This window comes from Corallococcus exercitus (genome assembly GCF_042231735.1).
In the GTDB taxonomy this organism is placed as follows: domain Bacteria; phylum Myxococcota; class Myxococcia; order Myxococcales; family Myxococcaceae; genus Corallococcus; species Corallococcus exercitus_B.
This window is the reverse complement of sequence record NZ_CP102577.1, coordinates 4,787,309-4,802,237: the sequence shown is the minus strand read 5'-3', so window position 1 is coordinate 4,802,237 and position 14,929 is coordinate 4,787,309. Positions and strand designations below refer to the sequence as shown.

Below are 14,929 nucleotides of genomic sequence, written 5' to 3'. Positions count from 1 at the left end.
GTGCGCTCCGTTCAGCGTCGCGAGGCCGGCGGCAGCCCCTTGGTCAACAGCTCATCCAGCACGGCCGGGTCCGCGAGCGTGCTCGCGTCGCCCAGGTTCTCCGTCTCTCCACCGGCGATCTTCCGGAGCATGCGGCGCAGGATCTTCCCGGAGCGCGTCTTGGGCAGGCCCGACACCAGCACCACCCGGTCCGGCGTGGCGATGGGGCCAATCACGTGGCGCACCTGTTCGCGCAGGGTGCCCACCATCTTCTCGTCCGGGGTGCGCACGAAGTCCGGCTTCACCGTGACGAAGGCGCACACGCCCGTGCCCTTCAGGTCGTGCGGGTAGCCCACCACGGCGGCCTCGGCGACGGCTTCATGCGCCACCAGCGCGCTCTCCACCTCCGCGGTGCCCAGGCGGTGGCCGGACACGTTGAGCACGTCGTCCACGCGGCCGGTGATCCAATAGTAGCCGTCCTCGTCGCGGCGGCAGCCGTCGCCGGTGAAGTACAGCGGCAGGAAGCGCGCGTAGTACGTCTCCACGAAGCGCTCATGGTGGCCGTACAGCGTGCGCGCCTGGCCCGGCCACGAGCGCGCGAGGCACAGGTTGCCGCTCACGCCGTTGCCCTCCAGCTTCTTGCCCTCCTCATCCACCAGCACCGGCTCCACGCCGAAGAAGGGCAGGGTGGCGCTGCCGGGCTTGCAGGGCGTCGCGCCCGGCAGCGGCGCGATGAGGATGCCGCCCGTCTCCGTCTGCCACCAGGTGTCCACCACGGGGCAGCGGCCCTCGCCCACCACGTCATGGAACCAGCGCCAGACCTCCGGGTTGATGGGCTCTCCCACGCTGCCCAGCAGGCGCAGCGACTTGCGGGAGGACTTCGTGACGAACCCGTCGCCCTCCTTGATGAGCGAGCGCAGCGCGGTGGGCGCGGTGTAGAGCGTGGTGGCCTTCAGGTCGTCCACCACCTGCCAGAGGCGGCTTGCGTCGGGCCACGTCGGGGTGGACTCGAAGAGGACCGTGGTGGTGCCGGTGGAGAGCGGGCCGTAGACGAGGTACGAGTGGCCCGTCACCCAGCCCACGTCCGCGGTGCAGAAGTGCACGTCGTCCGGCTGCGTGTCGAAGATGTAGCGGAAGGTCGTGTTGGCGTAGACGAGGTAGCCCGCCGTCGTGTGCAGCACGCCCTTGGGCTTCCCGGTGGAGCCGGAGGTGTAGAGGATGAAGAGCGGATCCTCCGCGTCCATCCACTCCGCGGGGCAGACGCCCCGGTGCTTCTTCTGCTCCACGTCCAGCCAGTGGTCGCGCCCCTCGCGCATGGGCACTTCCTTGGAGGTGCGGCGCGCGACGAGCACGGACGTCACCTGGGACAGGCCGTCCAGGGCCTCGTCGGTGATGGCCTTGGTGGCCACGCTCTTGGGGCCGCGCGGGCCTTCGTTGGCGGTGATGACGACCTTCGCGCCGGAGTCCAGCACGCGCTCGCGCAGCGAGTCCGCGGAGAAGCCCGCGAACACCACCGAGTGCACCGCGCCGATGCGCGCGCACGCCAGCAGCGAGTACACCAGCTCCGGAATCATGGGCAGGTAGACGATGACGCGGTCGCCCTTCCGCACGCCGTGCGCCTTGAGCACGTTGGCCAGGCGGTTCACGTGGTGCGCGAGGTCGCGGAAGGTGAGGGTCTCGTACTCGCCGGGCGTGTTCTTCGCCCAGAGGATGGCGGCCTTGTCCGGCCGCGCCTTCGCGTGGCGGTCCACGCAGTTGACCGTGACGTTGAGCTTGCCGCCCACGAACCAGGCGAAGTCGGCGGCCTGCTCGTTCACCTCGCGGATGGACTCCGGCGGGTGGAACCAGGTGAGCTGCCGGGCCTGTTCGCCCCAGAAGACGTCCGGGGCGTCCAGGCTCTGGCGGTAGAGGCGCTGGTACTCCTCCAGGCTCCGCACGTGCGCGGTGCGGCGGAAGGCTTCCTTCGGCGGGACGAGCGAATCCGGTGGGGTGGCCATGGGTGCGTCCTCAGTAGAAGAGCTGGAGCTGGGCGGTGCCGGTGATGCCCGTGGTCGCGTGGGCGATGTCCCCGGCGCGCGACACGGCCACCTCCGTCTTCAGGTTGAAGGTGTGCTTCTGGAACCAGAGATTGAAGCCGGGCCGGAACGTGAGCAGGTCCTGCGCGGCCACGCGTCCGTTGAAGTACTCGGTGGTGAAGACGGGCTCGATGATGCCGATGCGGTAGCCCAGCTCCACGAAGAAGCCGGTGCCGCTGCGCACGTTGTCGAAGCCCTGCTGCCAGGAGAAGACGTTGCTCTGGAGGACGAACTCCTGGTCGTCGCCCACGGGCACGTCCAGGAACACGTCCGCCGCCAGGGCCACCGCGTCGTGCACGCCGGAGGCGGTGGCGATGGCGGAGTACTGGTAGTCCCCGGCCACGCCGAACGACAGCAGGGGCTGGTCCGTGAAGTAGATGCCCCGGAGGAACTGGTCGTACTCGCGGCCCCAGACGTTGTAGCGCACCGTGCCCACCGCGCGCGGCAGGTCGTCCGCGTTGACCACCTGGCCGTTCTCCAGCTTCGCGCCCTCCACGCCGTTGAGGATGGCGGCGCGGTACGTCCACGGGCCCGCGAAGCCGCGCACCTGGACGCCCATGTCGCGCCACACCTTGCCCACGCCCAGGGGGTAGCGGATGAGGTCGGAGTGGTAGTCCACCGTATGGAGCGCGATGGCGCCCTGCAGCGCGTGGTGCGACAGCGGCGCGAGGATGAAGCCCGCCTCCACCCACGTCTTGTCGGCGAACTCGTACGCGACCGTCGCGTCCTGGATGTAGAAGGCGGGGTTCCAGTCGCCGTTCTTCCCCAGGTTCGGCTGGTCCGTGTCGATGAAGAACGACAGCTTCTTCGTGATGGAGCCGAAGACGAGCAGCCGCACGCGGCGCAGGTAGAAGTCCGTGCCCACGCCGCCCGTGGGCGCGCCGTCCTTGATGAGCTGCATCTGCGGATGCAGCAGCACGTTGAGGTTGAGGACCGCGTCCTCGCCAAGCTGGATCTTCCCCGCCGCCGCCGGGAGCGCGGTCAGCAGGGTCGTGAGCACCAGGAACCGTGACAGGGCAGGGGGGACGGGACGCATGGGTCCCCATCCCCTGAGCAACGCCCGTTCCACCCGCGCGCACTCCGGGTTTCAGGACCTTGGGGGTTGGCTCGCCGCGTCAGGGTGTGGCGGAAGGTGACAGGACGTTACCCCCCGTAACGATTCGTGCAGCGCGTCGTAACACCCGGGTCGTACTCCGGTACGTCAGGCGCGGGTGCGGGGGATGCCCAGCCGCTGACGCTTCTCCCAGAGGGTCTTCCGGCTGATGCCCAGCCTGCGCGCCAGCTCTGTTTCGCCCATGCGGTCCTGGTGCTCCAGCACGAAGCGGCGGAAGTACTCCTCCATGGAGTCCGGCGAGTCAGGGGTCTCGCTGGCCGGGACGGGCGGGAAGTCCGTCTCCTCCAGCGGGGGCGGGTTGACGTCCACGCCCGGCCCGCCCGGCGGCTCCAGCGCCAGCAGGTCGGCGGTGATGAGCGGCCCGTCCGCGAGGATGACCGCGCGCTCGATGGCGTTCTCCAGCTCGCGCACGTTGCCCGGCCACGGGTGCTGGGCGATGGCCGCGAGCGCGTCCGGGGACAGCGACGCGAGCGGACGTCCCATGCGGCGGCTGGCCCGCTCCAGCAGGTGCCTGGCCAGCGCGGGAACATCCTCGCCGCGCTCGCGCAGGGGCGGCAGGCGGATCTCCACGACGCGCAGGCGGAAGTAGAGGTCCTGGCGGAACAGCCCCTCCTGCACGCGGCGGGGCAGGTCGCGGTGCGTGGCTGCGAGGATGCGCACGTCCACCTTGCGCGAGCGCGTGGCGCCCACCCGCCGCACCTCGCCGTCCTGGAGCATGCGCAACAGGCGCGCCTGCGCGGGCGCGGGCAGCTCTCCAATCTCATCCAAAAAGAGCGTGCCGCCGTGCGCCGCCTCCACCAGGCCCGCGTGCGCGGCCTGCGCGCCGGTGAAGGCGCCCTTCTCGTGGCCGAACAGCTCGCTCTCCAGCAGGCCTTCGGGGATGGCGGCGCAGTTGACGGCGATGAGCGGCCCTTCCGCGCGCGGGCTCTGCGCGTGGACGGCGCGGGCGACCAGCTCCTTGCCGGTGCCGGACTCGCCCAGCACCAGCACGGTGGCGGCGGAGGGGGCCACCTTGCGCACGCGCTCGAACACGTCGCGCATCGCGACGGAATTTCCCACCATGCCGCCGGGGGACCAGGTCTGCTCCACCTCGCGCTTGAGCGCGGCGTTCTGGCGGGTGAGTCGGCCCTCGCGCAGCACGCGCTCCACCTGGAGCAGCAGCTCGTCGTGGTCGAAGGGCTTCGCGATGTAGTCCACCGCGCCCAGCTTCATCGCGTCCACGGCGGACTTCACCGTGGCGAAGCTGGTCATGATGAGCACCGGCACGCCCGGACACAGCGCGATGATGTCCGTGCCCGGCGGGCCCGGCAGGCGCAAATCCGAGATGACCAGGTCGAAGGCATCCAACGCATGCTCGGCCGCGGCCTCCGGCACGGCGCCAGCCTCCGCCACGTCATGTCCCGCGCGGGTGAGCAGACGACGCAGCTCCGTGCGGATGATGGGCTCGTCCTCGATGACCAGGATGCGGCTCAAGCGGAGGCCTCCTGCTTCAGCGCTTCAGCGCGGGGCAGGCTCAGCGTCACGCGGGTGCCGCCGTCGGGGCGGCCCTCGATGCGCAGCGTGCCGCCGTGCTCGCGCACGATGCCCTCCACCAGCGTGAGGCCCAGGCCGGTGCCCTCGCCGGGCTGCTTGGTGGTGAAGAACGGCTCGAAGATGCGTTGCGACAGCTCCGGGGCGATGCCGTGTCCCCGGTCCTCCACCTGGATGCGCACCTGGTCTCCAGCGGCTTCCGCCATGAGGTCCACGCGCGAGCCCGCGGGCGACGCGTCGATGGCGTTGGTCAAGAGGTTCACCAGCACCTGCTCCAGCCGCTGCGCGTCGCCGCGCACGTCCAGCCCGTCCGGGCTCTGGTGCGTGCACGCCACGTCGCGCGCCTTGCGCGACAGCCGGGCCAGCTGCGCGGCCTCCGCGAGCAGCGGGCCCACCGCCACGCGCGTGAAGGGCCGGGACTCACCGCCCACGGTGCCCGCGTGGCCGAAGCCCACCAGCGCCCGGACAATGGTGTCGATGCGGCGGCACTGCTGGAGGATGAGCCCCACGCGCTCGCGCACGGCCTCCGGGTCCTCCAGCTCGTACTTGAGGTTCTGGCTGATGCTGGCGATGGCGGTGAGCGGGTTGCCAATCTCATGCGCCACGCCCGCGGCCACCCGGCCCAGCGACGCGAGCCGGTCCTGGTGCGCGAGCCGCGCGTCCACCGCCTTGCGCTCCGTCCAGTCCTCCACCAGGAACGTGATGCCCGTCTCCCCGCCGCCGTCCCCGTCCGAAGGCGCGAGCCGCGAGCGGTGCAGGCGCAGCAGCCGCGGCCCGCCGCGCACGGTGACGCGCACCTCGTCGTCGCCGCCCGGCGCCCGCGCGAGCTCCGCGAACAGGGGGCCCCAGGGCTCCGGCAGGCGCGCGAGCGGCTGGCCCCGCGCCGAGTCCATGGGCACGCCCGACAGGGCCTCCAGCGCGGCGTTCCAGAGGACGACCTCGCCGTCCGGTCCCATGGCGCAGACGCCCAGCGGCAGGTCCTCCAGGATGCGGTAGAGGTAGCGGCGCACGACCTCCAGCTCCCGCAGGGGGCCGCGCATGTCGCGCGCGTCGCGAAGCCGCTCCTCCACGAAGCGCAGCTGATCCGCCAGGGCCGTGCGCGCGCCGGGGTCCAGCCGCAGCGCTTCCCCCACCGCGAGCCGCGCCAGCACCGGGCCGATGAGGCCGGAGAGGTTGCGCTCCACGCCGTCGCGCAGGCGGCGCAGCTCCGCGGGGCGGCGCTCGTCCGGGGCCAGGTCCAACGCCTCGCGCGCGCGGTCCACCTCCGCCGCGGCCACCTGCGCGCCCAGCACCGGCTCCAGCTGCCGGCGGAACTCGTCGGGGGAGCTGGCCGCGACGCTGCCCTCGGCGAGCCCCGGCGCCTCGCGCGCGCACACCCGCGCGGCCTCCTTCTCCTCCACCGACTGGCGCGTGACGAGCGACACCGCCACGAAGCACAGCGCGTTGAGGGCCAGCGAGGTGAAGGTGGCGAAGCCCCAGGGCTCCTCCGTGCCGAAGCCCAGCTTCGCGGAGACCTGGTTGGTCCACGCCACCAGCGAGGGCGGCTCCCACAGCGGGGCCACCAGGGTGACGGCCCACGTGGCCGCGCCCGCGCCCAGCCCCGCCAGCAGCCCCGCGCGCGTGGCCTTGGGCCACGTGAGCAGCCCCAGCACGCCCGGCGCGAACTGCGCGGTGGCCACGAAGGACACGAGCCCCAGGTCCACCAGCCCCGTCGCCCGCGCGTTCAGCAGCCGGTAGAAGCCGTAGCCCGCCAGGATGACGGCGGCGATGAGCACGCGCCGGGCCCACAAGAGCCACCCGTAGAGGTCGTCCCGTCCGCGCGTGCTGCTCAGCGGCAGCACCAGGTGCGTCAGGCACATGGGCGCGAGCGCGAGCGTGGTGACGATGACCATGGCGCTCGCCGCGGACACGCCGCCCAGGAACGCGATGAGCGCGAGCAGCGGGGCGCCCTTCGCGATGGGCACGGAGAGGACGTGGAAGTCCGCCGGCCAGGGCAGGCCCAGCGCCTCGCCGGACCACAGCAGCACGGGGACGGCCGCGTTGATGAGCAGCATCAACAGCGGGAAGGCCCACGCGACGGTGGCCAGCCCGTCGCGCTCGGGCGCTTCCGTGAAGGCCACGTGGTACTGCCGGGGCGTGAGGAACGCGGCGATGGTGGAGAGCACCAGCAGCGGCGCCCAGGACGCGTCGCGCGCGGGACGCTGGAGGGCCTCCACCGCCTCCGGGTGGAGGGTGAGCCAGTCGTTGAGCCCGCCCACGCCGCCGAAGACGGACACCACGCACCAGCCCGCGACGAGGAGCAGCGCCAGCAGCTTCACGCCCGACTCGAAGGCGATGGCCAGCATCAAGCCTTCATGCCGCTCGCGCGGGGCGGGGTGGCGGGCGCCGAAGAGGAGCGCGAAGACGATGAGCACGCCGCAGAAGCCGGGCCCCACCAGCGCGGGGGAGGCGGCGGGGCTCAAGAGGCGCGCGGACTCCACGACGGCGCGAATCTGGAGCGCCAGGTAGGGCAGGCTGCCCGCCAGCGCGAACAGCGTCACCGCCGTGCCCGTCACCTGGCCGGGGTAGCGGAAGGCGAGCAGGTCCGCGAGCGAGGTGAGCTGCAACTCGCGCGTCAGCCGCAGGAGGGGCCGCCACAGCACCGGGGCCAGCAGGCACGCGAGCGTGAGGCCCAGGTAGATGCCCAGGTAGCGGAAGCCGTGGCGGGCCGCGTAGCCCACGCTGCCGAAGTAGGACCAGGACGTGGCGTACACGCCCAGGGCCAGCGCGTACGTCAGCGGGTGCTGGGTGATGCGCGAGGAGATGCGGCCCCGCTCCGCCGCGTACGCCACCAGGAACAGCACGCCCAGGTAGGCCACGGAGGCGAAGACGAGCGGGCCGGGCCCCAGCGTCATGGGCGCAGGCTCCGGTGCGCCACCCACCCGCCCAGGGCGATGACGCCCAGCCACACGACGAAGGGGAGCGAGGCGGGAGCGCCTTCCGCCAGCCACAACCGGCGCAGCGGCGAGCCGAACAGCAGCACCGCCACGGCGAACACCAGCAGCGACGGCATGGCGGGAGGATCCGCGGGGGGCCGCGACATGGGGCACGAGGATAGCAGCCCTGGCCGGGCACGAGGGGGGCCGTGATAAGCCGGCAGGCCATGGCTCCCCCGGACGTGCCCCCGTTCTCCGAACTGCCCCAGTTCACGCTCGACCGCGAATCGCTGCGGCTGCTCCCGGAATCCTTCTGCCGCCGGCTGGGCGTCGCGGTGATGGGGAAGGTGGACGCGGACAACGACACCGAGCCCGTGACGGTGGCGATGCTGGACCCGCAGGACGACTCCGTGCGCTACCGCATCGCGGACTTCCTGCGCCGGCCGGTGCGGCCCGTGCGGCTCAACCGCTACGAAATCGACTCCGCCCTGGAGGTGGGCTTCGGCGCGGGGGTGCACGCGTCGGTGGACGTGGTCCTGAAGGCCGGCACGCCGCTGTCCCAACGGCCCACGGCGGTGGAGCTGGTGAACCACGTGCTCGCGGTGGCGGTGGCGCAGAACGCGTCCGACATCCACCTGGAGAGCTACACGGACGACGTGGACCTGCGCTATCGCATCGACGGCATCCTCCACCAGACGTACACGGACATCTCCCCGGACTCGCTGCCGGAGGTGGTCAGCCGCATCAAGGTGATGGCGGGCCTGGACATCGCGGAGAAGCGCCGGCCCCAGGACGGCCGCCTGCGCGCGCTCTACGAAGGGGAGGCGGGGCGGAAGTTCGTGGACTTCCGCGTGAGCGTGGTGCCCTCCCCGGCGGGCGAGGACGTCGTCATCCGCCTGCTCGACGCCACGGTGGGCCTGGTGCCGGTGGAGAGGCTGGGGATGACGCCGGAGGTGCAGGCCACGGTGCTGCGCCTGCTGGGCAACCCGGAGGGGCTGGTGCTGGTGACGGGCCCCACGGGCAGCGGCAAGACGACGACGCTGTACGCGGCGCTGGCGCGGCTCAACGACGGGCGCAAGAAGATCATCACCGCGGAGGACCCCATCGAGTACGTGGTCCCCAAGGTGAACCAGAAGCAGGTGTCGCCGCAGCTGCCGCACCTGACGCTCTTGCGCGCGCTCCTGCGGCAGGACCCCAACGTGATGCTGGTGGGGGAGATCCGCGACCTGGAGACGGGCAGCACCGCGCTGATGGCCGCGTCCACGGGACACGTGGTGCTGGGCACGCTGCACACGGCGGATGCCATTGGCGCGGTGAGCCGCCTGCGCGGGTTGAAGCTGGAGGACGGCGACATCGCGGAGGCGCTGCTCGCGGTGCTGGCGCAGCGGCTGGTGCGGCGCATCTGCCCGGAGTGCTCCGCGCCCGCGGCGCCGACGGCGGATCAGCTGTCACTGCTGGGGCCGCTGCTGGACGGCGTGCAGCCCCGGGCGGGGCAGGGCTGCGAGGCGTGCCGCCACACCGGCTTCAAGGGGCGCGTGGGCCTCTTCGAGCTGCTGGTGGTGGACCCGGAGCTGCAATTGCTCATCGCCACCGGAGCGCCGGGCGTCCAGCTGCGCCGGCATGCCCGGGCGCGCGGCTTCCGCACGCTGGTGGAGGACGCGCTGGCGAAGGTGGCGGACGGGGTCACCACGCTGCATGAGCTGACGCGCGTGGTGCCCTACCGCTACATCCTCACGGCTCGGGAGGAGCGTCAGGGTCCGGCTCCACGTCCGGCCCCCGGGGCAGCATCACGGTGAAGGTCGAGCCCTGCCCCAGCGTGCTGCGCACCTGGACGATGCCGCCGTGGGCCTCGATGATCTGCTGGGTGATGAAGAGGCCCAGCCCCAGGCCGCCGTAGTTGCGCTCGGACACCGCGCGCACGAAGCGCTCGAAGACGCGCGGCTGGTCCTCGGGCGGGATGCCGATGCCCTCGTCGCGCACGCTCACGACGGTCAGCCCGGACTCCACGCGCACGCGGACGTGGATGGGCTTGCCGGCGCCGTACTTGAGCGCGTTGGTGAGCAGGTTGGTGATGACCTGATCCAACCGGGCGCGGTCCCAGTGCCCCTCGATGGGGGTGGGGGCCTCCAGCGTGACGGCGCACCCGACCTGCACGGCCTGGGGGGTGTAGCGGACCACCACCTCCCGCGCGAGCGTGGTCAGGTCCATGAGCGCCCGGTCCAGCCGCAGCTGGCCCATGCTGATGCGCGAGACGTCCAGCAGGTCCTCGATGAGGTCCGACAGCTTGCGCACCTGCCGGCGGGCCACCTCCAGGTCGCGGGCGATGCGCTCCACGGGCAGGAGGGCGGAAGGGTTGTTCTCCACGGTGCGCAGCAGGGCGGTCAGCTTCAGCTGCAGCGGGGTGAGCGGCGTCTTCAGCTCGTGGGAGGCGACGGAGAGGAACTCGTCCCGGGCGCGCACGGCGTCGCGCAGCATCTCCAGCTCGCGCCGCTCCTGGTTCTGCTTTCGCTGGGTGATGTCGCGCGTCACCTTGGCGTAGCCCACCAGCTTGCCCTGCGCGTCGTGCAGCGCGGTGATGACGACGCTGGCCCAGAAGAGGCTGCCGTCCTTGCGCACGCGCCAGGCCTCCTCTTCAAAGCGGCCCTCGCTGGCGGCGATCTGCAGGGCGTGCCAGGGCTTGCCCCGAACCACGTCCTCCGGAGGGAAGAAGCGGCTGAAGTGCTGGCCGATGATCTCCTCGGCCTTGTACTGCTTGAAGCGCTCCGCGCCGGCGTTCCAGGTGGTGACCCGGCCGTCGGCGTCCAGCATGTAGATGGCGTAGTCCTGCACGTGCTCGACGAGCAGGCGGAAGCGCTCCTCGCTCTGCCGCAGGTGCTCCTGCGCGGCCTTGCGCTCGGTGATGTCGCGCGTCACCTTCCCGTACCCCACCAGCTGGCCCTGCGAGTCGCGCATCGAGGTGATGACGACGCTGGCCCAGAAGAGGGTGCCGTCCTTGCGCACGCGCCAGCCCTCCTCCTCGAAGCGGCCCTCGCGGTTGACGATCTCCAGCTCCAGCTGGGGCTTGCCCGCGGCGATGTCCTCGGCCGGGTAGAAGCGGCTGAAGTGCTGGCCGAGGATCTCCTCGGCCTTGTAACCCTTGATGCGTTCGGCGCCGGTGTTCCAGCTGACGATGTAGCCCGCGGGATCCAACGTCAGGATGGCGTAGTCCTTCACGCTGTCGATGAAGAGGCGCAGCTGCGCGCCCATGTCGCGGGCGGACTGGGGGCTCACGTACGCGATGTCGCCACCGTTGGCGGAGGAGGGCGGCTGACCGTTGTCCAGGGGACTCCTCATAAGTGCGGAATCGTAATGCACCCGGCGGGTCGCTCGTGGAGGAACGATGTTTTGAATCCATCCACCAGCCAACCCTGCCGGGGGCCAGGCTTCCGAGCAGGACGGAAGCTCACGCTCTGTGTGGATGCGGCCGTGCTCGGGGGCCGCGCATCGGCCCCGGGTCCAATGGGTCCCTCCGGCACCGCGCCCGGCGGCGGGTTGCCCGCGAGTCCACGGCGGAGTGGCTCCGGCGGCTACACGCCGCGCGCTTCCCACGGTGTTTCCCGAGCGAAGCCCGCGACGGCATGGGACGTGCTCAAGGCCTGGGCTCGCTTGTCCGAACGCCGGCGGCAAGCGGGATTGCCGTCCTCCGGCCGGGTGCTCCCCATGAACGCGTACCGCTTTCTCGCAGGCCTGCTCTTGTCGTTGACCCTCTTCGCCGGTGCGAAGGCCTCCGCGCAGAGCTGCACGACCCTGGTGAACTCCCAGTTCAGCTGGGTCCAGTCGAGCAACAACCAGTGGATCTCCGTGACGGGCGTGTCGCTGAAGCCGCGCACGGGCACGGTGGGGCCGGTGGCCTCGTACTTCACGGGGACGCTGCTCAACTACGTGGCTCCGGGCTGGATCTACAACCCCGTGACGGGCGTCTTCACGCAGACGCCCGCGCGGCTCACCAGCTCCGCGAACTCCGGCAGGCAGAGCTTCAATGACCGGAGCTACGTCTCCACCTACGCCAGTCCCTCGCGCTGGCAGAACTTCTCCGCCTTCGCCACGGACAACATCCAGCTGGAGCTGGACGCCACCGGGAAGATGACCGTCATCCTCAACAGCTGGTCCAACACGCGGGTCTCCGTGACGTCGCCCACGTGCTCCGGCAACGTGCTGACGGGCTTCGCTGGAGGCTCGGTGTATTCCTTCACCTTCGAGCAGCTCGACCTCATCTGAGGGGACCGGCGCCCGGCGGAGGGAGCGGCCCCTCCCCCGCCGGTGCGGCGGCGTGAGCGGCCTACGGCTTGCGTCGCTCGTAGCTCAGGAAGACGACGCCGCTGTCGACCGTGCGCGTGCCGGTGAGCCGCAGGCGCTGGGGCGCGAAGCCCGAGTCGACGAGGCGGATGCCCGCCCCCGCGATGACGGGGTTGAGCTTGATGATGTACGCGTCGATTTCGGGAGCCAGTTCGGCCGCGAGCTGGCCGCCGCCGCACAGCCAGATGCCCAGGCCGTCGCGGGCCTTCAACTCGCGCACGGTGGCGAGCGGCGTGCGGGAGAGGTTGACGCCCGGGTCGGGGCTCTGCGTGAGGGTGCGGGAGAAGACGTAGTGTTCGAGGTGCGGGTAGGCGTTGGTGACGCCCGCGTCCAGGCCGACCTGATAGGTGTGCCGGCCCTCCAGGACCGTGTCGAAGTGCTTCCCCGGACCCGTGAGGCCCCTGTGCGCGCGGTAGCTCGCGGGGAGCGTCTCCGGGTACTCGGCGGCGATGGCGTCCAGGTAGTCCGGTTCGATGGCGAAGAAGTCGAACGCCCCGGTGGGCGAGGCAATGAAGCCATCGAGCGAGCTGGCGATGTAATAGGTCAGTTTCCGCATGGGCGTGCTTCCTCCTGACGCCAGGGCATAGCACCGCCTGGGAGGACGCACCTGCTAGAACCGCGGTGCGCGTTGCTTGCACGGCAACCGCGGCGGAGGAGGTCTCATGCGGCTTCTGTGGATGCTCGGAGGACTGGTGCTGGGCGCGGTCCTGACGCTCATGGCCGGGGTCGCGCTGTGGTGGCACGACACGAGTCCCGCGCGGGCCTGGATTGAAGTGCGCGTGGAGAACCGCACGGGCCAGGACGTGCGCGAGGTGCGCCTGGAGCACGACCAGGGCCAGGTCCTCTACCGTCCACTGGGCAAGGGGGACACGGTGACGCTGGCGTATCCCGTGAAGGGTGAGTCGGGCTACCGGCTCATCGCCGTGCTGGAGGACGGCCGCGAGCTGCGAGGCGGCTCCGGCTACATCGAGCGGGGAGCGCGGACGCGGGAAGTGCTGGAGCCGGAGCGGGTGGTCTCGTCGGATCCGTGAGGCCTGGGAGGGCGCATGAGGCTCTGGGCAATGGCCGTGCTGCTGTGGCTGGCAGCGGGCTGCGCGACGACGCGCGTGGTGAATCTCGACACGGGGCGGGGCAGGCCCATTGCCTATACGCCGGTGGAGACGGAGCCGGTCCGGGTTGACGAGGAAGCGTTCAAGAACGCCGTCACCCAACTCGTGCTTGAACTGAAGCTGGACGTTGCGTTCCGGGAGGAGGGCCGGCGCTCCCTGCTCGCGTCCACGGGCGGCATCGTCGACGGGGCCCGAGGCCGGCAGGTGCTCCGCTTGAGCGATGACTTCACCCTGGACCCGATGGAGCGGCGGAGGATGGCGCTCTCCTTCGCGCTCGATACGGTCTGGGAGGGAGTCGCGGAGGCGATGGAGGACCTGATGGATCCCGCCATGCTTCGGGCCATGGTCACGACGATGATCGGCACCGCGATGGTGATGCTGGTCGCACCGGAGCCCATCACCAAGCTGGTCGCGGTGGCGCTGACGGCTTCGCTCATCGCGTATCTGGGCACGGGGCCCGTGTGGAACCTGGGGCAGGCCTTCTTGCGGCTCATGGATGAGTCGCGGGACGCCCGGGACGTCGCCGAACTGGAGGAGGCGGGGCATCGCTTCGGGCGAGTGCTTGGGGACAACGGGGCCCGGGTGCTGGTCATCGTCGCGATGACGGCACTGGGAGGCAGGAACGCGATGGCCGCGCAGGGGCCCCGGATGCCGGGCTTCCCACAGGCGGCGCTGAGGGCGGAGGTCGAAGGCGGGTTCCAGTTGTCGCGGGCACTGGCCGGTGAAGTGCGGTCCATCTCCCTGTCGTCCGCAGGAGTGCTCAACGTCACGCTCGCGCCTACCGCAGTGGCGGCCGTCGCCATGGGGCCTGGAGGCGGAATCCAGGGCGACCCTGAAGGCGACGTCCATCACATCTGCACGGACAAGAACGAGGTGTCGGAGCAGTCAGGCGGACCCTGGACGCCTATTTTCGAACCGTTCTTCGAGCAGGCGGGAATGAGTCTCAATGACCCCGCGAACCTCGTGCGGATCAACGGGCATCGGGGGCCGCATCCTGCGGAGTACCATAAAGAGGTGCGTGTCCGACTCAACGAAGCCATGTTGGGCTGCCGAGGCGTCGCGCAGTGCCGGGCCGCATTGGTGGACGTCCTGGCGTCCATCGCGAAAGACCTGACGACCGCGGGGACTCGCCTGCGCAAGCTCATCACAAGGAATCCCGATGCCTGACGCGATGGAGCGGCGGTTCTTCGAGCTGGACATCGATGTGTATGTGCCGGGGCGCTGGTACTTCAAGACATCGACCCATGCTGATGGGCGGCCATTGGATGACCCCTGGGTGTTCACGAGCGGGGCACCCATCTCCGACCCAGGACCGCTGCGGGTTCCGCTCTCCCGCCCTGGGAAGCCCCTGGACTTCACCTCCGCTGGCGTAGGGCTCACGCCCGTCCTCAGTGCTCGGACGGCTGATGTGTTCCGCACCTTGGCCCCCAATGACGTGCAGCTCTTCCCGGTGCAGGTCGAAGAACAGGTCGAGCCCTATTTCCTCCTGGTCGCGGCGCGCACGGTTCGGTGCGTTGATGAGGCCGCGAGTGAAGAGGTCAAGCTCTGGACTCCCGAGGACGGGCAGCCCGAGAAGGTCGGGCGATACCGGTACATCGCCGGGCTGCGTATCGACAAAGCAAGAGTCGCTGACGAGCGCGTCTTCCGCCCGTGGGGATTTCAGTCCGCGCTCATCGTCGATGGAGAACTCAAGTCCGCCCTGGAACGGACTGGTATCGTAGGAGGTCAGTTCGTCGAGGTGTAGAACGCTGGCCCATGGAACTCCGTTCAGTCTCCCTCGTGAAGTGGGTTGGAACGGCGGCGCCAGGGGCACGGTTCGGGGAGCGCGGACGCGGGAAGTGCTGGAGCCGGAGCGGGTGGTCTCGTCGGATC

12 protein-coding genes are annotated in these 14,929 nt (G+C 70.8%); 5 read left to right on the top strand and 7 right to left on the bottom strand.

Translation table 11 applies throughout. From position 1 onward, the window contains the following. Positions 1-11 precede the first annotated feature (11 nt). From acs to NR792_RS18595, 5 genes are all read right to left on the bottom strand, one after another. Complete coding sequence (gene acs / locus NR792_RS18615; protein ID WP_375761355.1) at positions 12-1,976, bottom strand: acetate--CoA ligase; 1,965 nt, start codon at positions 1,974-1,976, stop codon at positions 12-14. A 10-nt stretch (positions 1,977-1,986) separates the two neighbouring features. Continuing rightward, positions 1,987-3,090 (bottom strand): porin, encoded by a 1,104-nt coding sequence (locus NR792_RS18610; protein WP_375761354.1) that lies wholly within the window; start codon positions 3,088-3,090, stop codon positions 1,987-1,989. A 165-nt stretch (positions 3,091-3,255) separates the two neighbouring features. Then, positions 3,256-4,641 carry a sigma-54-dependent transcriptional regulator gene (locus tag NR792_RS18605; RefSeq protein ID WP_375761353.1) on the bottom strand — a complete coding sequence of 462 codons (1,386 nt, stop codon included), beginning with the start codon at positions 4,639-4,641 and terminating at the stop codon, positions 3,256-3,258. Beyond that, positions 4,638-7,592 carry an ATP-binding protein gene (locus NR792_RS18600; protein ID WP_375761352.1) on the bottom strand — a complete coding sequence of 985 codons (2,955 nt, stop codon included), beginning with the start codon at positions 7,590-7,592 and terminating at the stop codon, positions 4,638-4,640. Before NR792_RS18600 ends, NR792_RS18605 begins: the two co-directional genes overlap by 4 nt. Next, positions 7,589-7,750: a hypothetical protein gene (locus NR792_RS18595; protein ID WP_014399164.1), complete on the bottom strand. Its 162-nt coding sequence runs from the start codon at positions 7,748-7,750 to the stop codon at positions 7,589-7,591. The genes NR792_RS18600 and NR792_RS18595 overlap by 4 nt, the downstream gene beginning before the upstream one ends. A 90-nt stretch (positions 7,751-7,840) precedes the next feature. On the opposite strand from NR792_RS18595, the gene NR792_RS18590 reads away from it, so the two are divergent. Then, positions 7,841-9,409, top strand: coding sequence for a GspE/PulE family protein (locus NR792_RS18590; protein ID WP_375761351.1), 1,569 nt, complete (start codon positions 7,841-7,843; stop codon positions 9,407-9,409). On the opposite strand, the gene NR792_RS18585 is transcribed toward NR792_RS18590, so the two are convergent. Beyond that, positions 9,345-10,946: a PAS domain S-box protein gene (locus NR792_RS18585; RefSeq protein WP_375761350.1), complete on the bottom strand. Its 1,602-nt coding sequence runs from the start codon at positions 10,944-10,946 to the stop codon at positions 9,345-9,347. The genes NR792_RS18590 and NR792_RS18585 overlap by 65 nt on opposite strands. A 366-nt stretch (positions 10,947-11,312) precedes the next feature. Here NR792_RS18585 and NR792_RS18580 point away from each other — a divergent pair, with 366 nt between their 5' ends. Then, complete coding sequence (locus NR792_RS18580) at positions 11,313-11,870, top strand: hypothetical protein (protein WP_375761349.1); 558 nt, start codon at positions 11,313-11,315, stop codon at positions 11,868-11,870. Positions 11,871-11,931: 61 nt separating this feature from the next. On the opposite strand, the gene NR792_RS18575 is transcribed toward NR792_RS18580, so the two are convergent. Continuing rightward, a complete protein-coding gene (locus NR792_RS18575; protein WP_375761348.1) occupies positions 11,932-12,504 on the bottom strand; it encodes a dihydrofolate reductase family protein in 573 nt (190 codons plus the stop codon). A 106-nt stretch (positions 12,505-12,610) separates the two neighbouring features. Here NR792_RS18575 and NR792_RS18570 point away from each other — a divergent pair, with 106 nt between their 5' ends. From NR792_RS18570 to NR792_RS18560, 3 genes are read left to right on the top strand one after another with little or no spacing between them, the layout of a single operon-like run. After that, a complete protein-coding gene (locus NR792_RS18570) occupies positions 12,611-12,979 on the top strand; it encodes a hypothetical protein (RefSeq protein WP_375761347.1) in 369 nt (122 codons plus the stop codon). A gap of 15 nt (positions 12,980-12,994) precedes the next feature. Then, positions 12,995-14,224 carry an AHH domain-containing protein gene (locus NR792_RS18565; protein WP_375761346.1) on the top strand — a complete coding sequence of 410 codons (1,230 nt, stop codon included), beginning with the start codon at positions 12,995-12,997 and terminating at the stop codon, positions 14,222-14,224. Further along, on the top strand, positions 14,217-14,801 hold the full coding sequence (locus NR792_RS18560) for an imm11 family protein (protein ID WP_375761345.1): 585 nt from the start codon (positions 14,217-14,219) through the stop codon (positions 14,799-14,801). The genes NR792_RS18565 and NR792_RS18560 overlap by 8 nt, the downstream gene beginning before the upstream one ends. The last annotated feature ends 128 nt before the right edge of the window (positions 14,802-14,929 follow it).